Here is a 22,442-nt window from a genome sequence, read left to right on the forward strand (position 1 = left end):
TTTTGGCCATGAAAATAAGGAGATTCTGTTTTGCGTTTTCATGTGTGTTATTATTTTTATCATGCCGACAAACTGATTTTGAACGTTTAGAAGCCGTTGTTAAGGATCAGGTTATGGCTGATGCCGCCAAATATTTAGATGTAAAACCTGTAACCGTTACGGCTAGTATTGCGCCTAGGAGTGCTGGTACAAAGCATGACTTCTATTCTGAAGGTGATTATTGGTGGCCAAATCCTAAATATCCTGATAGCGCTTACATAAGAAAAGATGGACTGTCTAATCCAGATAATTTTGTAGCACATAGGCAGGCCATGATTCGGTTAAGTCAAATTTCAGGAGCATTGGCATCCGCTTATCTAATTACCAATGATACCTTGTATTTAAATAAATTAATGCCCCATTTAAGGGCTTGGTTTGTGAATGAGGCTACTAAGATGAATCCGCATTTACTGTATGCACAAGCTATAAAAGGCCGTGTAACAGGAAGAGGTATAGGCATCATAGATACTATACATTTGATAGAAGTGGCGCTTGCGGTACAAGTGATAGAAAGCGCAAAACAATTTCCGCAACAAGATGTGAAAACTATAAAAAGCTGGTTTTCGTCGTATTTAGAATGGTTAATTACCCATGAATATGGGCTGAAAGAACGCAATAATGGCAACAACCATAGTACATGCTGGGCTATGCAGGTGGCGGCATTTGCAAGACTAACAGGAAATAAAAAACAAATAGAATTTTGTTCAGCATTTTATAAAAAGGAATTGCTACCAAACCAAATGAGCGCAGATGGTAGTTTCCCAAAAGAATTATCAAGAACAAAGCCCGCCTGAAAACTTATTGGCATATACAGATTTCGACGTTTCTACAAATGTGCTAGGTTTTCAAAAAGCATGGGAACCGCATGGCAAGGATTTTGACCAAAACGCAACACCATATTTATGGCAAGAAACCAAAGGGAAAAATCTTTTGGGTGCTATTAACTATTTGGCCAGTGAAGAACTCAATGTGTTTTCATTTTTAACCTTTAATGTTGATGGCGATGATAGAAATATATTCCCACATATTTTAAAAGTATCTAAAGCGGAATATGAAGCCTATGCCAGCGTAAAGAGAAACAAAGAGGCTTGGGAAACGCTGTTTCATAAAACAAGATTTGATGTTTCTAAATTGGACCAATGGGAACGTGTTTTTGAGTATGCTGAAACAAAAGGGATGTTTTTACATTTTAAAACCCATGAAACAGAAACAGATCATTTAATGGATAAAGGCGTTTTTGGAACAGAAGGAAAGTTGTATTACAGAGAGCTTATTGCTAGGTTTGGGCATCATTTATCCATGAATTGGAATTTGGGCGAAGAAAACAACCAACCCATTCAGGAAGTTCTAAAGGTGGCGAACTACGTCTCTAAGTTAGATGCATATCATAGTCATTTAGTGATCCATACCTTCCCGAATAAAGACGATAGATATGCTGAATTAATAGGAGAGCAGTCGCCTTTAACCGGAGCTTCATTACAATTACGTCATCCCGAATTTATTGATGTTCACGGTAGAGTTTTAAAATGGCGAGAAAAATCTAATGCTACGGGGAGAAAATGGGCCTTAGCCGTTGACGAACCTGGTAAAGCAAATATAGCGCTTTTACCAGATGACGAAGATCCGGAGCATAATTATGCCAGATCAAGGGCTATGTGGGGTACGCTTATGGCTGGAGGCTTTGGCGTAGAGTGGTACTTTGGGTATGCCAGTCCAAATTCAGATTTAACTTGTCAAGATTTTAGGAGTCGTGATTTATTCTGGGATCAAAATAGGTATGCATTACACTTTTTCAATAAATATATCCCATTCTGGGAGATGGAACCTCGAGATGATTTAATTATTTCTGAGGGTTTCTCTTATTGTTTGGCTAAAACAGGGGAGATATACGCCATTTATGCTGAAGGGGGCGTGGAAAAAGTAAAACTGAATTTAGGGGGTTCTGGAAAAGAGTTTTTAGTACAATGGTATAACCCTAGGCATGGCGGTGTCCTGGAATTAGGAACCATTACGTCCGTTCGTGCCTCTGGAAATGTTGAACTCGGTATGCCTCCATCCGAAAATAATAAGGATTGGGTTATACTTATTTCTTTAAAATAAAAAAGCCCATACTGTTAAATAGTATAGGCTTTTAAAAACGAAATAGACGAAACTAGAACACAATAAATTTCTTGACCATGCTGTTATTGTTTGTATCATTAATACCTGCAAAATAAACGCCTTTACTCATTTGACTTAGGGGAATAATGCCACTACCTGAAATCTCCTTAAAAGTTATGTTACGCCCTGATAAGTCATAGACATGGACTTTTAGGTTTTGAAAGTTTGATTCTTTTACATTTAAGATTAAACCTTCATTCTTTTTGTAGAAAATTGATATCGCATCAGACAATTGAGAGGAATTTACACCTAGAGTATAATTACACCCATTAAATACATCTAAAAGACTTTCTCCTGATTTGTTAACCGTTACTAGCCTATTGGTTCCAGTAACTGTTCCACAAGTGTCTTCCGGCCCAGGCGTTTCTTCAGTACCCCATGCATTTCCATTAAGATATTTATATTCAAATACTATAGGATAATTTAATGGTGTTGGTAATCTAAAAGTTCCACTATGGATGTCACCGTTTACGTTAGGTAAAGCCAAATTACCAGGATTCCATCCGTTAAAAGGCCCTGCTATGTGAATGCCATTTCCAGAAACAGAACTTTCATTAGACATATCTACGTTTAATGTTACTTCAAAACTTGTACCTGACGCATTACAACCTCCAAAAGGAACAGCAGTCAAAACTACTGGCACTCCGGAATCATTTACATATAAAAACCTGTTGCCGTTGGACGGAGCGCAAGGATATCCAGCTTGCTCTTCAGCACCCCAAGCGTTGCCGTTCAAGAATTTATATTCATGCCATCCTGAATTTAATTGAATAGTTGCAGAATAAACACTTGTAGAGCCTTCCTGAGTAAGCATGGTGCTTGTTGTATTCCAGTCATTTATAGTACCTACTGCATGAATACCATCTGGGCTAATAGTCTGTCCGGACATATCTACTTTAAGGGTGACATCTACTTGAGCTGTGGTTTGAAAAGAGACAAGTAGCATAAGAGCTAAAAAACTTAGAATGTAATTTGTTTTCATAATGTTTAATGTTTAAGATTAGTATAATAAAGATTGCATAGCATGCGCAGGTATGGTTAATGATACTTCGCTATCATCAACTAAAAGTTTATAGGTAATTGGGGCATTTGTTTTATTCATTACTACAGTAACCATTTGTTTGTTTTCATTAATAAAAGAGGTGCTTTCTAATGTGCTCCTGCTTGTTGTAGTGCTTACCCTTGTCGCATTTGGTTTTATAAATTTTGAAAAATGGCCAATGTAGTAGTAAGAGGGCGTATATATTAATTCGTTTGTTCTTGTATCTGCATGTATTGGTGCAAAACATAAGTTTTGTACATGGTTAGGACCTCCGGTTTCATCTAAAAGAATATTCCAGTCGGTCCATCCCACGGTACCGCTATTAAAATCATTTATCATAGAGTTTCCGTACCGCTCCGCGTTAGACCATCTGAAGTAATGCGCTTCGCTAAATTTCTCTTGACAGCCTTCAGTAAATAGTAAATTTTTGGTAGGGAAAGACGCTTTAATGTTTTTTAAATTATCATATTTAGGGTCACCACCGGTCCAGGTTTCATACCAATGGAATCCAATACCCCAGGCGTATTTAGCTGCTTCAGGATCTTCAAAAATAGTATTTGCGCGATGAGAGATTAAGTCTCTATTGTGATCCCAAACTACGATGTTCTTATCGCTAAGACCTGATTTTTCAAATGTTGGACCTAGATTGTTTTTTAAAAAATCGCGCTCTTCTTCAGCAGTATAAATGCAAGATTCCCAACGTTGCTTTGCCATAGGCTCATTTTGTATAGTAACCCCCCAAACAGGAATGCCTTCATTTTCATAAGCTTTAATAAATTTAACATAATAGTTTGCCCAAGATTGATAATACTCTGGTAACAACTTTCCTCCTTGAAGCATGTTTTTATTGGTTTTCATGAATGCTGGTGGACTCCATGGGCTGGCGTAAAAGACCAAATTATCCTTGATTAAACTCGTGGCTCGTTTTATCATTGGTATTCTAAAGGCTTTGTCTTTTTCAATAGAAAACGTTTTAAGTTCAGCGTCACCTTCATCAATATAGGTATGGCTTTTAGAACTAAAATCACAACTATGTATACTGGTTCTTATAATGTTATAGTTTATGCCGCTATTACTGTAATAAGCCTGTAACAATTCCTCTTGTTTGTCAGGACTTAGTTTTGCAAAAACTTCGGCAGATGCATCTGTTATAGCTCCGCCAATGCCTAAGAATTTTTGAAATGTTTTATTCGTATTTACAAATATGGAAACTTCTGTTTCCATGGGCTGTTCTGCAACCTTAAATGAAAGAGTATCAGTAGGCGTCAATCTTAAATTGGTTAGTTCTGCTGTGGTGTATACCTGCATGGGCTTATTGAGATATGAAACAGTTTGATCTTTTATGACTTTTACATCTTCAGAAAGCGGCTGGTTTTGTTTTGATTTTGAACATGAAACTGCCAGTACAGCAACAAAAAGAATGATTCTGTAGTTAAACATACTTTAAAATTTTATAAATTATTACCAAACAAACGTACCCACGGCGCCAGCTTCGAGTGATGTAGATATTGGTTCTTGCGGAACGTTTATATTAAATGATTTTTTAGTATCTGAATTGTTCAGTACAATAACGACTGTTTTTCCTTCAGGTGTTTTAAAGGCCACGTTGGGAAGGTCTGACGAATAATTAGATTCTATTCGCATTGAACCCGGCCTGACATACTTTGCGGCATGCGCTATAATATAATATGCTACATTTTTTTTAACAGTATTACCATCTATGGTTAAGGCTCCTAAGCATTCTGTACATCCACCATCGGTATGAGGTTGTAGGCTAGAATTTGCTGCCAAATTCCATTCTAGTACCGTTTTACACCAGTTTCGTGAAGCGCCAACAATAAGTTCTCTAATGTGCCATTTTAAATTATCTTGAAATTGTTCATTGGCACCTACCCACTGTTCTGTGAAATAAAGGTTTTTGTCAGGATGTGCATTATGGACTAAACTGAGTTTATCAATGCTTCCAGCGTATAAATGAAAGGCTGAACCATCAATGTATTGGTTGGCATCGGGATCATTTAAAACGGAAATAGGATAGTCTGTCCTATCTGCATTATGGTCATAAATAATTATTTTGGTGTTTATGCCATTTGATGAAAAAGCAGGTCCCAAATGATTTTTTACAAAGTTGGCTTGATCAGGAACTTCCATTAACAGGCTAGGATTATTCCCTGGATGTAAAGGTTCATTCTGTACAGTAATGGCATCTATAGCAATACCTTCACTAGCCATAGCCTGAATGTATTTTACAAAATATTGTGCATAGGTTTCGTAATATTCAAGTTTAAGGCTTCCTCCTTTTGAATTTTGATTTGTTTTCATCCACGCAGGAGGAGACCAAGGCGATCCCATGATTTTAATATTGGGGTTTATGGTTAAGATTTCCTTTAGAACAGGGATGAGGTTTTCCTTATCCTTTGCTATAGAAAACTTGGTGAGATTAATATCTGTTTCACCAGATGGTAAATCATTATAGGAAAATGGCGCTGTATCTAAATCTGAAGCTCCTACACTAATTCTTAAATAGCTAACACCTATGCTATTACCATCCCATTTAAAGAGGTCATTAAGAATTTGTGCTCTATTTGAAGAAGACATAGTATTTAAATGCAAGGCACTTCCTCCCGTGAGTGTATATCCAAAACCATCCATTTCTTGATAGGTTTGGTTGGCATTGACACTAATGGAAAAATTAGAATTTTCGGTGTATTTAAACACTCCTGTTTCCTGTACTTTAAACAATTGAGATTGATCTGCCTTAGTCAAATAAAATCTCACATTGGCAGGTTCAGGCACTGTTGGAGGAGGAATTGGTTTTACGTCGTCATCAGATTTTTGACAACTTTGACAACCAAAGATTGAACCTATCAAGGCAAAGGTGAATATGCCTTTTTTTATGAACTTTAGATTTGTAGTTTTCATATGCTTGTATCTTGGTTCATTATAGGCTTCATAGCTTTCATGACCATTTTGGGTATTATTGTTGAACAAATTGATAAGTACCAGTACTGTAGTCGTTGGTGACTTCTATACGTACAAGATAATCTCCATCATTAGTTATGTTTCTAAAGTTAGAACCACCTTTGTTGGTCATACCTCCTGAGAGCGCTGCAGGATCATCTGCTCCAAAATCGTTATCCCATGGAGAGAAGAATTTCATATCGAAATTCGCCGTTAAGGCCACTGTTCCAAAGAACTGATAAGGGTGTTCATAGGTTAAGAGATATTCATTTCTATCGTCCCACTTTTGATTAATTTCGTCCCAATGAAATAAGAATATATTATAATAGTCCCATTGAAATTTGGCATTGGCAAAATCAATACTAAAGCCATAGGCTTGATCTCTTTCAACGGCTATGTTCCCTGTACCTTCACTCATATCTGAATTAACCATGACTCTTGATACATCGGGGGTGTCGGTTGCGCCAATATTGGTTAAAATGGTATAGCTTTTTCCACTGCCGTCAGATGCCGTATTCAACGAAATGTTATCCCCATTTTGCAAGGCTAAATAGTTACTATTGTTAAATACATCACCATCTTTAGTCATTTCCTCCACCATATTGTCATTAACAAAAAGGAAAAGGGTGTCTGGTGTTTCAATGGGATCTGGCCCACTTTGATCTTTTTCTATAGTATAGGTGTAGGCATCAGCTGAGAGATTTAAGGTAACAATCATTTTTCCTGTTTCTTCTGAAGGAATATCTTCAAAACTTACACCTTGGTTTGCGGCATCAGACTCCATTATTACGGTATTAGGGGTTCCAACAACACGCTTTAATAAATAATCCCAATAGCCACCATTATTAACCTCCGCTCTAAACAAAAATCCTCCGGTTTCAACAAAATCCATAGTGGCTTGCCATATTCCACCGCCAATATAATCTAAGGGCTCGTCGCTACCCCATCCACCAATGATAGGGCTACCTTTTACATTCCAACGTTCTATTTTCAGCAGGGAGTACGTGTTGTTATCTAAATCGACTTTAATTCTATATTGACCGTCTTCTGCTACGGTAATTGGTGCTCCAGATTTTACAAGTTCACCGTCTTCCGAGTTTCCTCCATAAACGAGGGCGGGTAATGATTGTTCACTATAAAATTTAAATGAGTTTCCTGCTGTTAAACTGGTATAGATCTCATGAATATTTGAAGCATTACCATCGGCATTGTTAAGTCTTCTTAAAGCTATTGCTTCAGCGAGATTGTTGTTGTTTTCTGTTGCCGTTCCAGATATAAACAGTTTTTCTGGAATGATTTCATTTTCAAATCTATTCATGGTAATAGAATTAATAGTATTCGTCTTTTTGTTAATACTACTGGCAACTACCGCCCACGACAATTCAGCGTTTTCGTTTGCAGGATACCCCCCTAGAGATAGGGCTTCATCCATCACTTCATGGGATACAGAGGCAGATAAAGCTCTGCCTCCGTTTCCTGAAACTAAAACTAACAAGGGCGTATCAAACACTTTGGTTCCTGCCGTATCTATAACAACCTGATAGGTTACAATGTACCCAGCAGAAGATGCTGCCGCATCCCAATTAAATATGATGTCTTCATTAGGGGTGCTTTCGTTCAAATTTATTAATGCACCATCATCGGGAGTTATATTTGAAGGCTTGCTTAATTCCCACAACCCTTCTGGTTGTAGATTGTTTTCAGTGGAGCATGATATTAATGCTGTGGCAACAATACATGCTAGAGAAATATATTTTAATAGTTTTTTCATTTTTTTGGTTTTTTACAATGATGCAGATTTACAATGCGGGGTTTCTATCCAATTCTTGCTGGGGGAGTGGTAGAAATATTTTTTCTTCCGTCATATTATAATTTACCGGATTACCGGTTCTTAAATCAATTTCAACGAGATTATTCATAGTTGAAACGACTTGGTTGAACCTTACTAAGTCATCCCATCGTTGACCTTCTTGAAAAAGTTCTAGTCTGCGTTCATCAAGAATAGCTTGTCTTAGTGCGTCTTTAGAGCTTTTTCTGTCTGATTCAAGACCTAAAAGTCCCGCTCTGTTTCTTATTTTATCTACTTCAATGACAGCTGCGTCTAATTGTCCTATTTCATTAAGAGCTTCTGCTTTTAAAAGCACAATATCCCCAAGTCTTAAAAGGTATTGCCTGTTTGAACTGGCCCAACCATCGGCATTTTTCCATTTATAGCTAAATGGAATTGAGCTTCCTGCAGTATTGCCCCAGTACTCATCAACCCATTGTACTTCTTCAAATATTATGGAAGCGGTTTTTCTAACCACATCACCTTCGGCATCAAAGGCACTTAATAAATTTTGAGATGGTGTAACAAATTTTCGCCACGAGTCACCTGAAATAGATGGAGGTAATAACAACTGCGGACCAAAGTTCCCCTCATTACCGCCCAGATATTGAACCTCAATAATAGACTCAGCGTTATTATAATGATTACCATCAAACAATTCACCGAAAGGAATGAGTTGGTAATTTGCTGTACTAGACTCCACTTTCGCAATATGCTCTAACACTTTATTGTAATCTGGCGTTGGCTGTTGTGCAAATGCTTTTGCCGCTAAAGCATGGGCTGCTCCCGAAGTAGCACGCGCCTTATTTATACTGGCATCATTACCATAAGTGTCAGGCAATAAACTTGCAGCCAATTCAAGATCACTTGTAATTTGATTGTAAATTTCAATAGCCGTAGATCTAGGAATTTGAACACTTTCAGGATCCGTAGATTGAATACTTTCTGTAATTAGCGGAACACTACCCCACATTTTCACAAGTGTAAAATAATGGAAGGACCTCAAAAATAAAGCCTCTCCAATAATTTGGTTTCTCCTTTCTTCGGTTAATGTTGGATCTTCAACTTCTGGAGTACGTTCAATAACAAGGTTGGCCTTAGAAATGGCATTGTAGATATTAGACCAGTGTTTAAATAGTCTGGAATGTGTTGGTGTAATATTTAAAAAATCAATGGTAAATATTTCTGGGTTATCACCACCAGCATAAGCGTTGTCTGACCGTACATCCTGAAAAAGAATGTTATCCCAAACGTAGTATTCAGACGATTGAAAAGACTCATAAGCTCCTGTTAGGGCTGCTTCAATTTGACTCGTTGTGTTGTATGCATTTGCGCTAGTTTCCTCAGAAATTGGAGTAAGATCTAATGAGTCTTCACACGAGACAAGCATAAATATGCTTAATAATAGTATAATGGTTTTATTTGCTTTCATAGTTGTAGTTTTTTAGAAGGAGATGTTTAAACCGAAAATGGCTGTTCTCGTTTGTGGATAAGTTCCGAAATCGATACCTCTTACCGTATTGCTTCCTCCAAAGGCATTTACTTCGGGGTCAAATCCGCTATAATCTGTAAAGGTTAGTAAGTTTTCACCTGTGGCATATAGTTTTAAACCATCTAATTTTAAGCGCTTTAAGACGTCTTGAGAAAATGAATAACTAAGTGTTACAGCTTTAACTCTTAAATAAGAAGCATCTTCAATAAATCGTGTTGAAATTCTTGAATTATCAGCACTTCCAAAGCTAGACCTTGGAATGTCTGCAATGTCCCCAGGATTTCGCCATCTGTTTAAAACTGCTAGCGACTGGTTTTTTGGATCGGTCATTCCCTCGGTTTCAATGCGGGTTGCATTTAGCATATCATTACCTTGAGAACCTTGTAAAAAGATTAATAAACTAAAATTTTTATAGTCTAAAATATTTGTGAATCCATAGGTAAAATCTGCATTGGCATCTCCAATGATAGTACGGTCATCTGCGGAAGGCGTAAATGTTGAGTTTCCATCGTTATCTAAGTAAAAGGCATTCCCTGTTTGTGGATCTACACCACCGTATCTATAGCCAAAAAGGATCCCAAGAGGCTCACCCTCTCTTATTAAACTAGCTTCGCCTCGTCCTCCAGCAATTGATCCTTGAAATACATCCGAATCCACCAATTTGGTGATTTTATTTCTATTTAATGCCAGATTGAAATTGGTAGTCCAACGAAAATCTTCTGAATCTATATTGATGGTATTAAGTGTAAACTCAACCCCTTTGTTTTCTACCTCGCCAATATTTTGAATGGCACTCTCAAAACCTGTTGCCGTAGGTAGGGGAGCATTGTAGAGTAAGTCCTTAGTTCGTTTTACATAAGCATCTACTGTGAGGTTAATTCTGCTGCTTAGTAACGACACATCTAAACCAATATTGGTTTGATTGGACTCTTCCCATTTCAGTTTTAAATTTTCAATAGATGATGGAAATGTACCGGGTTGCGCAACACCACCAATGGGATAGTTAGCGCCACTACCTACGCGACCGAGATAGGAATAGTTAGCAATTTGATCATTTCCTACAATACCCCATCCGGCTCTAATTTTAATGTCGCTAATGGCCTTAACGTCATTTAAAAACGGTTCTTGAGAAATTCTCCAACCTCCAGAAAATGAAGGGAAATATCCCCACCTTTGTTCAGGGCCAAAAACACTAGATCCGTCTGCTCTGAAATTAGCTGTAATTAAATATTTATCAGCATAACTGTAATTGAGCCTACTTATAAATGAACTGTTCGCTTTTTCTGATTTATCAGCAGAAGCAGAGAATATTTCTGATCCTCCATTTGGTGTTGGGATAGATGCGCTTGCAAAGTTTCTTGTTTCAATGCTACTATTTTCCCATTTATTCTTTTGTTGCACATATCCTGCTAAAGCATCAAATTTGTGATCATTAATAGTTTTGTTGTAGGTTAATGTGTTTTCAAAAATGTAATACGAACTTTTGTTGGTGTTATTGATGGATTGTCCTGACAACGACCTACCAAATCCTGTTCTAAACGGATCCAAAAAAGAATCATAAACGCCGTGTGCATTGTCAATACCAAGGTTGGTTTTAAAAGTGAAATCTTTTAAGAATTTAAATTCGAAATATAGGTTTCCTAGTAAACGTTGACTATTAAATTCTCTATCTAAGCCATCTGTTGCCGCAATTGGGTTTTCCCAATTTTGAAAAGGGTTACTGGTAAATGTGCCGTCTTCATTATATATGCCTATTACAGAAGGTGTGGTTAAGGCGCCCAACAAAACACCTCCGGAATTAACATTAGCATTGTCCTTGACATCAACATCTCTGTATTGGGTGTATGCTATTCTTGAACCAATTTTTAGCCAGTCATTAACTTTTTGGTCGATATTAACTTTAAAATTATAGCGTTCTAACTCAGAACTTCTTACCGCGCCTTCTTGATTTAAATATCCTGCCGAAACATAGTAATTGGTTCCGTTACTTTTTCCAGACATAGCCAATTGATAATTTTGGGTATATCCCTTCTGAAAAACTTCTTGTTGCCAGTCTGTATTTTCTTGGTATAAATCCCAATTTGTGTTTTGCCCCATTTCTGTCATCAAGTCTCTGTACTGCTCACCATTTAATACTGGTAGGGTATTCCATACTTGCGCTATACCGGCATAAGTATCTATAGAAATTTTTGTTTTCTCTGTGGTACCTCGTTTAGTTGTAATTAATACGACACCATTAGCCCCTTGTGCTCCATATATGGCTGCCGAAGAAGCATCTTTTAATACTGAAATGGCATCGATATCTGAAGGGTTGATAGAACGAGTATCGGTAGTAGGAACCCCATCAACAACATAAAGGGGTTCGCTGCCTGAGGTAATAGAATTTGTTCCTCGAATTCGAATACGCATCCCCTCTGAGGGCTTACCTGAATTGGCTAATACTTCAACTCCAGCCGCCTGACCTTGTATGAGCGATCCCAGTTGAGCATTTGTTCTTTGTTCGAATGATTCAGAATTTACAAGAGCAACAGCTCCAGTAACATCTTTCTTTTGCTGTGCACCATAACCAACAACGATAATCTCATCTAGAGTTTCTGCATTTTCTTGCATCGTCACATTAATGGTGGTTCTTCCATTAACATTTTCTTCTATGGTGGTCATGCCAATGTAACTATATACAAGTACGGATTGACTGTTAACCTCTGCATCAAATTGATAAAAGCCATCAAAATCTGATGATACACCGTTTGCTGTTCCTTTTAGTATTACAGAAACACCAGGTATAGGTTGTCCAGAATCATCGGTTACTTTTCCTTTTAATGTGATTTTTTGAGAAAAAGAATACAAGGACATGAGTAAAAGTAGTAAGGAAATAATTTTCCTAGTCTTCAAAGTTTTATTCATTATTTTAGATTTAGTTTTTTTTCTATTTCAGGAAATAGAAACAGTTATAGTTTTATTGTTGTTGAGAACAAATTAACTTCCATAGTAAAGAATAAACAATGGTAAGTACTTAAAAAGTAGATTTATAGGTGTTAATTAATTATTTAAGTAATTGATTTTAAGTTATCTATGGTTTTTTAATGTGTAATAAAAAGTAGAAAAAGAGTGGTTGGTTAATGGTATTGTTGTCTATGTAATTGCGAAAAATGAAAGGAATTACGAGTGAAATTATGATAATAATAGTATTAAGATATCTTTTTTACCATATCCTCGAAGTCATTTCTGTTTAATGCATTGTTTTTTACTTTTACTCTATAATTGTAAATAGTATTCACAGAGTATCTTAGGATTTTAGATATTTTTGAACTACTAGATATGCCTAATCTAATTAATGCAAATATCCTTAGTTCAGTATTTAGACTATTGGTGTCTTTTATCGTAATTTGTTTATCGTCTTGTAATAAACCGTTAAATTGTTCTACGAAATTTGGATAAATATGTAAAAATGATTTATCAAAGTTTTCATAAAAAATATTAAGCTCGTTATCTATTAACTGTTTGGACTTAGTCATTTCTAACAATGACTTAGTCTTGTTGGAAACAATATATTTCCTGACCATTTTTCGGTAGGTATCTAACTTATTGATGTAATCTGAGTAAAGATTCAAAAATGTACCTATATACTGTTCTTTTATTCGGTCTGAATCAGAAAGTTCATTGTAAAGCCTGTTTAAATCGGCGTTTGTAAATTGAAGTTTTTCGTTAAGGCTTTGCAATTGGTTATTTGCCTCTTTAAGACTTTTTCTGGCTGAAGACAACCGTTTTATTTGTCGGTAAATATATATAATCGTAATGACTAAAAACAAAGCTAAAATACTAATGAAGACAAGCATTTTTTTGAGTTCCTTTTGTTGCTCTAAGCTTTTTTCTTCATAGGCTTTAGATATTACCGAAAGGGTGTTCGAGATATTAACAAAGCGCAATTTTGAATTGAATTTTTCGGCGTCTGCTACAGAAAAGTCTATATACCTGTGCGCTCTTTCAATGTCGCCTTCCCTAAAATAAATCATGGCCAATACAGTAAGGGATGCATTGTCTTTAACAGAAGCTGTAATGTCGGATATTGCAGAAAGTATCAAGAATTTTTTTTGTTCTTCAATACGACCACTAAGCTCAAAAAGTAACGATCTTTCAAAGGTAATTAAAGAATATTTTGGTGTGCCAGATTCAACATTACTGAGGCGTTGCGCGTTAATTCTAAGTGCGTTTTCAATAGCTCTTTGGTCTCTGAAACCTTTTTCAATTAATGCTAAGGATTCATCCGAATTTTGATCTAAGCGTTGTAATAAAGAATCTTGATACGTAGCATACAACTGCGAGTAATTCGCTTTTATTCTTTTCACGGAAGTGTAAAAACTAAGTCCAGAATACCCTTCTTTGAAACTAAAATAATACAGATTTAAAAGTTTTTCTGGAAGCTCCTGTCTTTGAATTTCGTTTAGAACATCAATGGCCTCTTTGTATCTCCCTGAGGTTACCAGGAGTTTAGCTAATTTTAATCTAGACTCTTTTTCAAAATTAATATTGCCAATTTGCTTTGCAACTCCAATATTCTGTTCTATATAGTCTAAAGCGCTATCAAAACTATACTTTTCGTATTCGCCAATAATCTTATTGGTTAAAAAGTATTTGTTTTCCAAACTAATATTCTCTTCATTAAGAAGTTCTTCTAAATTGCTTATTCTTAAGTTTTTAGAGGTATCATAAACGTCTCTTTTATTCATAGCTTCATCGAGCTTCAGAAGCAACGAATTCAGTTCTGTTTGACCTATGGCCAAGCAATGAATAAACAGAAAAAGAATAAAAGCAGGGGTTCTTCTAGACAAGTTTGTTCGTTTTTAACGGCAATATAATAAAATTACAAGGACTATGTATTCAAAGTATTTTATTAAAATTTCTATGCCCTAAAACAGGGTGCAATTGGTTATAGTATGGGTTTAATAATTAATAAAATCGATGTTTTTACGGTTAACTCCGAATGGTTTTTTTTAATCATTTTTCGAGGTGTACTGGGTTTTTGGGATTAGTTTTTATTTTAAATAAAAAAATACAATTTGCCACACAGTACAGGACAGATAAAAAGACGTCTTATTTTACTTTTAGCGAATATATGCATTTATAGAAAAAATGTATAAAATCATGCACTAATCTATATTTAACGAAGCATGAAAGACGTAGCACCGAATTAGAAATGGATAAAATAATTAAAGGTACAGTTTTATGGGTTTTTGCTACAGTTTATATTTCTGCACAAAACCCTATAGTTCCTAATGTAGGATTAAACGATCCTCATATTCATATTTTTAACGATACAGCTTACGTTTATGCATCCCATGATAAATCAATTAAAAATGATAAGTTTATTATGGAAGATTGGTGGATTTGGTCATCACCTGATTTAGTCCATTGGACCAAGCGCAGTGTTTTAAATCCAATAGACACCTATATAGGGAAGGCGTTTTCGCGTTGTTGGGCAACTGATGCAGCCTATAAAAATGATAAGTATTACTTTTATTTTTCAGAAGGTAATGAGCAAACAGGCGTTGTTGTTGGTGATACACCATATGGTCCATGGAAAGACACTTTAGGCAAGCCTTTGCTAGTTTCAGATTTAACACCAACCCATGAATATGATATGGCTGTTTTTGAAGACAGTCGTGAGCATTATATTATATTCGGAGTATGGGATTACTACATTGCCAAGTTGAATAACGATATGATAAGTTTGGCTGAATCACCTAAAAAAATAACAATTAATAATCCAAGGGGCCCTTATAATCTTGATGGGAATAACCATAAAATGCCAACAGATGATAAGCCATTTATGCATAAATACAATGGTAAATATTACTTATCCTGGGGATGTTTTTATGCCATGTCTGATAATTTGTATGGCCCTTACGACTATAAAGATAGTGTAATAAAAGAGGAAAGCTTCGCTGAAGGATATGATGCGCCTACATGGCCAAATGGTTTTTTGCAAGCTTTTTTAAATCTTTTCCGGGCGAAAAAATAGAGCCAATTGGCCCCGGTATAGTATAGTCATAACTATGTCCGCCACTTCGTCTGTAAATAGGGCAGGTGTTCATGCATGCTCCGCAGCGTATGCAGTGCAAGGAAGCTCTAAAATCTGGTCTACTTAATTGTTCTGTTCTGCCATTGTCAACAATAACAATATGCATTTCTTTACCATTTTCTGGTTTATTGAAATGAGAAGAATATGTGGTAATAGGCTGGCCCGTGGCACTACGCGCTAAAAGCCTTAAGAATACACCTAAGTGTTTTTCCTGAGGAATAATTTTTTCTATTCCCATACAAGCAATATGCGCCTTTGCTAAATGTACACCCATATCAGCATTGCCCTCATTAGTACAAACAATAACACCACCAGTATCGGCCACTGCAAAATTAACTCCAGTAATAGCCACATCTGCTTTTATAAATTTGTCTCTTAGATGTTTTCTAGCCTCACTTACTAAATATTCAGGATTACGCTGACTAGGTTTGGTTCCAAGGTGCTTTTGAAATAAGACATCAACTTCTTCTTTTGTTTTATGAATAGCAGGTAGCACAATATGACTGGGTGGTTCTTCTGCTAATTGTACAATGCGTTCACCTAAATCTGTGTCAATAACTTCAATGCCTTTGGCCTCCAAAAAAGGATTTAAATGACATTCTTCAGTAAGCATTGACTTGCTTTTAACTACTTTTTTTGCGTTATGCTTTTCAAGGATAGCATTAACAATTGTATTGTGCTCTTCCGCATTTGAAGCCCAATGCACATGAATACCATTCTTTTTAGCATTTGCTTCAAATTGAATTAAATAGTCGTCTAAATTAGAAAGTACGTTCGCCTTTATACTAGACCCTAATTGTCTTAAATGTTCCCATCCCTGCACCTTATGGGCAGATTTATCTCTTTTTTCTCTTACATACCATAACGCTTTATCATGCCAGTTAACTTTGGCTTCATCTTTATTAAACGCTGTGGCTTTAGTTGCATGGCTCATAATTATAACGTACTATTTAATATTTCAGCTATATGCATCACTTTTAAGGGTTGTTTATTTCGGTTTACAATACCTTCTAAGTGCATTAAGCAAGAGTGATCGGCTCCTGTTAGAACTTCTACTTCACTATCTAAATGATCTTGTACACGGTCCTTACCCATTTTTGATGAAATGGCTTCTTCAAATACAGCAAAAGTTCCACCAAAACCGCAGCATTCGTCCTTTCTATTTAATGACATTAGTTGAAGACCTGACACCTTGTTTAATAAGTCTTCTTCGGTAGAGTAATGTTCTCCTTGTACTTCTGAACATGAGCCTAATTTTAAACCTCTTAGACCATGGCAGCTTTTGTGTAAACCTACTTTGTATGGGAAGGATGCGCCTAAGTCCGTTTTTCCAAGTATCTTAACAATGAATTCACAGAGTTCATACGCATTATTTCTCACCTTTTGTACCTCTGGTGTTTGTTCTAAGATATCAAAATGATGTTTCACATGGTAAATACAACTTCCCGATGGACCAACAATGTAATCAAAGGTTTTAAAATGTTCAACAAATAATTGGCAAATGCCTTTCGAATCGTCTTCATATCCCGAATTACCTAAGGGTTGGCCGCAACAAGTTTGACCTTGAGGATAATAAACATCCACACCCAATTTTTCAAGTAATTCTAGAGATGCTATGGCTACCTGTGGGTATAATTGGTTAATATAGCATGGTATAAATAAACCTACTTTCATATATTTAAAATAAAAATTCAGAGTCTGAATTAACTATGTTAAAGGTAGGCAACTAGGGCTTTTTGTCTGTCCTGTTCTGACCCGTAAAAGTGGTTTTTTTAGGTTTAAATTGGTTTTGTTTTATTAGGAACAATACCCATTTTTTGATATTAATTTTAGCGCATACTCTCGCAATATGTTTTACGTAGCCAAAAGAAACCTTATCAAGCCATATAAATGCCCGGACCTCTACTTTGGGGCAATTACACCCCTGAAAGGGTGTCCTGAATTTGGCATTTTAGTATTTATAAATTTCTTGCAATAACAAATAATATACTTATAACAAAAGACGAATACCTAGTTAATATAAGCCCAATGGTAAAAGGAATGTTAGTTGCATAAGGAGATTAGATAACAAAATCTGATGCCACTAGTTTTAAAGCTAATTATACAATACAGAACTAATAAAGTAATCACAATTAAACCAATAAAAATGGTCCTAGTTTTAACAGAATTTAAAATTAAAGGATCGTTTAATTCGTTTGGTTTTCTTGTGCTGCACTTTCTTTACTTGCTTGTTCTTCAGCTTCATTAAGCCATCCTCCACCAAGCGCTTTATACAAACGCACATAATTACTCAATAATTCGGATCTTAAATTTTCTAATAACAGTTCCGCATCAAAAGCTTGACGCTGTTGTTCTAAAAATTCTAAATAACTAGTGACGCCTTTATCATAACGTTCGCGTGACAAAAATTGAGCTTCTAGCGCAGCTCTTCGTCTTTCATTAGCAATTTCAATTTCCTCTTTAGTCGTGCGTATAGTAGCTAACAAATTTTCAACTTCAGCAATAGCCCCAAATACCGAATTTTGATAACGATATAGTGCTTGATAAGTACGGCTATCTTCAATATCCACTTGCCTTCTTAGTTGTCCCCAATTAAAAAGTGGAGCCACTAATTCACCTCCAATACTCCATAAGGGATTCCCTAGGCTTAAAGCACTAAAGCTAGGAGCGGCAACGCCTACTAGACCATTTAGACTCAAAGAAGGTAAACGATTGGCTTTAGCAGCACCAGTCAAGGCGTTTTGCGCAATAACATCATATTCCGCCTGTATTACATCTGGACGTCTGCTTAGTAACTCAATAGGTGGTGCCACAGGGAAGGAGATGTCATAATCTTGATCAGCTAATGGCATGCCTATTTCAATACTTCCAATATGCCTTCCAAGAAGGAAACTTAAACTGTTCTCTAGTTGAACAATTTGACGTTCATATTGGGGAACAGCACCTGCGGCTATTGTATACTGAATCTTGGCTTGATCCACATCAATCATGGGCACAATCCCTTTGTCATAACGTGCTTGTATAATTTGGGTCATACTATCGCGTGATCTGGCGTTTCTTTTAGAAATTTCGTATTGAGATCTGGCCCGCAATAAGTCAAAATAATTGGTAGCCACCTCAGTTATTAACGAAATCATAATACCTCTATAGCCATATTCAGTAGCCATTAAATCTGCTTTTGCCGATTCTGAAAGCCTGCGTAATTTTCCCCAAAGATCAATCTCCCAATATACACCTGCGCTCCCAATAATAGTATTTGACGTGGGGCCAACAGTATTTAAAAGAAAATTACCTCTATTGACTTGTCCATTGGCAGAAAACTTTGGCAGAAAATCTGCATTTTGGATTTTAAGAACATATCTTGCTTGCAGGACGTTTTCAGCAGCTATTAGTGCATCTCTATTATTAGCAAAAGCTTCTCGAATAAGCGTGTCTAAAACAGGGTCTTTAAAGAGTTTCCACCATCTTATGTCTGCGGTATCAATAGCAATTTCTTGCGTATTAATAGAGTCATAACTTACCGTTTTTAAAGTATCTAATTGTTTAAATGATAAAGGTTGATTCAGGTCAACTCCTGAATAGTTTTTTCCAGATCTACAAGCAGTAAATGCTGCCAATACTAACAATATATAAAGTACTTTTTTCATTAGGCTTCTTTTATTGAATTAGCATTTTCTAAATCTCTCTTCTTTTCATAATTGCCAATTTTTCCAATGAGTAAGTATAACATCGGGTAAAAGAATACACCTAATAAAGTGGCAATGGTCATACCGCCTAGAAGCGCCATACCCATAATTTTTCTGGCTTCAGCGCCTGTACCTGTAGCGATAACTAAAGGAAAAACACCTAAAATAAATGAAAATGCTGTCATTAAAATAGGTCTGAATCTAGATTTTGCTGCTTTAACGGCAGCATCAAAAAGGGATAATCCAGCTTTAAATTCATCATGAGCAAACTCTACAATTAGAATTGCATTTTTCGCCGCCATACCAATAAGCATGACGAAGGAGACTTGTGCAAAAATGTTGTTTTCAAAACTGACGCTAAATAAACGTGCGGCCCATAGAAAAAAGAGCGCACCAAATATGGCAAATGGCGTACCTAACAAAATTGCAAAAGGCAGACTCCAACTTTCATATTGTGCCGCAAGAATTAAAAAGACGAACACTAACGAGAAGGTTAAAATAACGCCCAGAGAACCGGACGCCTTATTTTCTTGAAAGGACATGGCATTCCAAGACGTGGTCATATCCTCAGGAAGTACTTCATCAGCTACTTCTTTAAGTGCTGCCATGGCTTGTGCTGAAGAATAGCCAGGAGCGGGGCCACCAGTGACTTCCACAGATCTATATAAATTAAACCTTGTGGTGTAATCAGGACCTGAAGCAGGCTTTATGGTTGCTAATGTTGAAAGCGGAACCATTTCATTATCGGAATTTTTAATAAAGAAATTTTCAATCTGCGCTTCGTTGACCCTATACTCACTTTCAGCTTGAATATAGGTTTTATAAAGTCGTCCAAATTTTGTAAAATCGTTCACATAGGATCCCCCCATAAAGGCGCCAACGGTAGTATATAAATCATTTAGTGGAACACCAAGTTTTAAGGCTTTCTCTTTGTTTATATCCATAAATCGCTGCGGTACGGTACTTTGAAATGTGGTAAATGCTTTTCCTATTTCTGGACGAGCATTGGCTGCAGCAATAAATTTCCCAACATTTTGTGAGAGATAGGTAGGCGAGTTTCCTCCTTTATCCTGGAGCATAATACTAAACCCAGAACCGTTACCTAAACCTGGAATGGCAGGAGGTCCAAAAGCAAAGGCTTGTGCACCATTTATACGTGTCGCAAGTGCAATGTTAACCCGGTCAATAATTTCTTTGGCCGTGGCATCTCTGTTATCCCAATCTGTTAAAGTAACAAACATAAAAGCATTGTTTGTAGCCATAGACCCAGATAGTAAACTATAACCTGTTGCATTGGTAACATATTCTACTTCCGGTATATCCATCAATATTTTCTCTACTCGGCTACCAATTTCATCGGTTCTTTGCAGAGAGGCAGCATTAGGTAATTGGACATTAACATAGAAGTACCCCATGTCTTCCTCAGGTATAAACCCTGCTGGCACTAGTTTTCCAAAAACACCGGCAGCAACAGAAAGAATAATAATAAATATGACGCCACGTTTTAGTTTACCTGTTAAAATACTGGTATACGATGTATAACTATCAGTGGTCTTACCAATAAATTTATTAAATCCTGCAAAGAATTTCCCCAATAAACCACCATAGGGTTCAGGCTTCTTTAACAAGAGTGAACATAAGGCAGGACTTAGTGTTAAGGCATTCACAGAAGACACAAGCACGGACACTACAATAGTAATGGCAAATTGCTGATATAAAATCCCAGTAATACCAGCCATTCCAGCTACGGGAATAAATACCGCTACCAGTACTAAGGTTGTGGCAATAACAGGAGCTGTAACCTTTCGCATAGCCTCTAAAGTAGCTTCTTTAGCCGTCATACCTTTTTCAATATTTACTTGAACGGCTTCAACCACTACAATAGCATCATCCACTACAATACCAATCGCTAATACTAAACCTAAAAGGGATAATACATTAATTGTAAAGCCTAACATTGGAAAAAACATAAAAGCACCTATTAAGGATACAGGTATGGCTAACGTTGGAATTAAGGTTGCACGCCAGTCTTGAATAAAAATAAAAACAACAAGAACAACTAATATGAGGGCAACAATAAGTGTAACAATAATATCTTTAATACCTGCAGTAATAGGAAGCGTAGAGTCAAGAGAAACATCATAAGTCATGCCATCTGGAAAGCTTTTGCTCAGGTCCTCAATTTCCATTTTGATGTTTTCGGCAAGTTCTACAGCATTTGAACCCGGTGCTTGATAAAGCGCAACAATGGCACCCGGTTTGGAGGTTTTTTCTCTACCCTCAAGATTAATACCTAGCCTTGGAATCATACTATAGGTTTCGGTTCCTAAAGCCACACGAGCCACATCGCCAATTTTTACTTGAGATCCATCAGGTAGGGTTCTAATTACGATGTCCTCAAAAGCTTCTGCAGAGTTAAATCGTTCCGGCAATCTCACAGTATATGTAAATTCTGTTCCAGGGGGCGCTGGTTCTGCACCAAATTTTCCGCCAGGAACAATAATGTTTTGTTCATTTACAGCTTTTACTATTTCAGGAACAGTTATTCCTCGAATAGCCAATAAATCTGGTTTAATCCAAATTCTCATAGAGTAATTGGATGCTCCCATAACATCAACCCGACCAATACCTGGGACTCTAGCCAGTCGGTCTTTGATATTAATAAGACCATAATTTCCGAGGAATTCCGCAGTATTATGAGCCGGATTATCTGTAGTTAAAGTCACTAACATTAAAATATTCGGCAGGGACTTTTTTGTAGTAACACCATATTGCGTTACTGAAGATGGTAATTTAGCCGTAGATGCAGATACACGGTTTTGAGCTAGAACTGTGTTCATGTCTGGATCTGTACCAACATCAAAAGATACTTGTACCACCATACTACCGTCATTGGCATTTGTAGATTTCATGTATATCATGTTATCCACACCATTCATTTCTTGTTCTATGGGGGTAGCCACAGATTCCTCCACATTTAGTGCATTGGCTCCGGTGTATGTTGCTCGCACTTCCACAATGGGAGGTGTAAGATTTGGATATTGCTCAATGGCAAGTCCAATTACAGAAACACCACCTACAATTACAATAACAATGGCAATTACCATTGCCACAATAGGGCGGTGAACAAAAAAATTACCTTTATTTTCCGCCAT

Annotated in this window: 13 protein-coding genes and 1 pseudogene; 3 read left to right on the forward strand and 11 right to left on the reverse strand. The window is 36.6% G+C overall.

What is annotated here, in order from left to right; all coding sequences use genetic code 11:
- Positions 1 to 8: 8 nt before the first annotated feature.
- Together IE051_RS13910 and IE051_RS13915 are read left to right on the forward strand one after the other, a co-directional pair.
- The gene (locus IE051_RS13910) at positions 9 to 833 is read left to right on the forward strand and encodes an alginate lyase family protein (RefSeq protein WP_189361675.1); all 825 of its coding nucleotides are present in this window, start codon (positions 9 to 11) and stop codon (positions 831 to 833) included.
- Positions 790 to 2,139, forward strand: coding sequence for a putative collagen-binding domain-containing protein (locus IE051_RS13915; protein ID WP_229796820.1), 1,350 nt, complete (start codon positions 790 to 792; stop codon positions 2,137 to 2,139). Before IE051_RS13910 ends, IE051_RS13915 begins: the two co-directional genes overlap by 44 nt.
- A gap of 52 nt (positions 2,140 to 2,191) precedes the next feature.
- Here the strand turns inward: IE051_RS13915 and IE051_RS13920 are convergent, their stop codons facing one another.
- The 7 genes from IE051_RS13920 to susR form a co-directional block, all read right to left on the reverse strand.
- Complete coding sequence (locus IE051_RS13920) at positions 2,192 to 3,181, reverse strand: T9SS type A sorting domain-containing protein (RefSeq protein WP_189361677.1); 990 nt, start codon at positions 3,179 to 3,181, stop codon at positions 2,192 to 2,194.
- Between the two features lie 18 nt (positions 3,182 to 3,199).
- Positions 3,200 to 4,681: a glycoside hydrolase family 30 protein gene (locus tag IE051_RS13925; RefSeq protein WP_189361679.1), complete on the reverse strand. Its 1,482-nt coding sequence runs from the start codon at positions 4,679 to 4,681 to the stop codon at positions 3,200 to 3,202.
- Positions 4,682 to 4,702: 21 nt separating this feature from the next.
- Positions 4,703 to 6,163, reverse strand: coding sequence for a glycoside hydrolase family 30 protein (locus IE051_RS13930; RefSeq protein WP_189361681.1), 1,461 nt, complete (start codon positions 6,161 to 6,163; stop codon positions 4,703 to 4,705).
- Positions 6,164 to 6,218: 55 nt separating this feature from the next.
- Positions 6,219 to 7,973: a SusE domain-containing protein gene (locus IE051_RS13935; protein WP_189361683.1), complete on the reverse strand. Its 1,755-nt coding sequence runs from the start codon at positions 7,971 to 7,973 to the stop codon at positions 6,219 to 6,221.
- 28 nt (positions 7,974 to 8,001) lie between these two features.
- Positions 8,002 to 9,462: a RagB/SusD family nutrient uptake outer membrane protein gene (locus IE051_RS13940; RefSeq protein WP_189361687.1), complete on the reverse strand. Its 1,461-nt coding sequence runs from the start codon at positions 9,460 to 9,462 to the stop codon at positions 8,002 to 8,004.
- 12 nt (positions 9,463 to 9,474) lie between these two features.
- Positions 9,475 to 12,426 (reverse strand): SusC/RagA family TonB-linked outer membrane protein, encoded by a 2,952-nt coding sequence (locus IE051_RS13945; RefSeq protein WP_189361689.1) that lies wholly within the window; start codon positions 12,424 to 12,426, stop codon positions 9,475 to 9,477.
- Between the two features lie 284 nt (positions 12,427 to 12,710).
- Positions 12,711 to 14,351 (reverse strand): SusR family glycan utilization regulator, encoded by a 1,641-nt coding sequence (gene susR / locus IE051_RS13950; protein WP_189361691.1) that lies wholly within the window; start codon positions 14,349 to 14,351, stop codon positions 12,711 to 12,713.
- Positions 14,352 to 14,716: 365 nt separating this feature from the next.
- On the opposite strand from susR, the gene IE051_RS13955 reads away from it, so the two are divergent.
- On the forward strand, positions 14,717 to 15,541 hold the full coding sequence (locus IE051_RS13955; protein WP_229796821.1) for a family 43 glycosylhydrolase: 825 nt from the start codon (positions 14,717 to 14,719) through the stop codon (positions 15,539 to 15,541).
- On the opposite strand, the pseudogene IE051_RS13960 reads toward IE051_RS13955, so the two are convergent.
- The 4 genes and pseudogenes from IE051_RS13960 to IE051_RS13975 all read right to left on the reverse strand — a co-directional run.
- Positions 15,510 to 16,535: pseudogene (locus tag IE051_RS13960) on the reverse strand (lactate utilization protein B); the annotation flags it as partial. The gene IE051_RS13955 and the pseudogene IE051_RS13960 sit on opposite strands and share 32 nt — an antisense overlap.
- Positions 16,536 to 16,537: 2 nt before the next feature.
- Positions 16,538 to 17,275: a (Fe-S)-binding protein gene (locus tag IE051_RS13965; protein ID WP_189361693.1), complete on the reverse strand. Its 738-nt coding sequence runs from the start codon at positions 17,273 to 17,275 to the stop codon at positions 16,538 to 16,540.
- Between the two features lie 512 nt (positions 17,276 to 17,787).
- Positions 17,788 to 19,248, reverse strand: a complete 1,461-nt coding sequence (locus IE051_RS13970; protein WP_189361695.1) for an efflux transporter outer membrane subunit — start codon at positions 19,246 to 19,248, stop codon at positions 17,788 to 17,790.
- Positions 19,248 to 22,442, reverse strand: a complete 3,195-nt coding sequence (locus tag IE051_RS13975; RefSeq protein WP_189361697.1) for an efflux RND transporter permease subunit — start codon at positions 22,440 to 22,442, stop codon at positions 19,248 to 19,250. Before IE051_RS13975 ends, IE051_RS13970 begins: the two co-directional genes overlap by 1 nt.

Origin of the sequence: Algibacter mikhailovii, assembly GCF_014651495.1 — a bacterium.
Classification (GTDB): Bacteria; Bacteroidota; Bacteroidia; order Flavobacteriales; family Flavobacteriaceae; genus Algibacter_E; species Algibacter_E mikhailovii.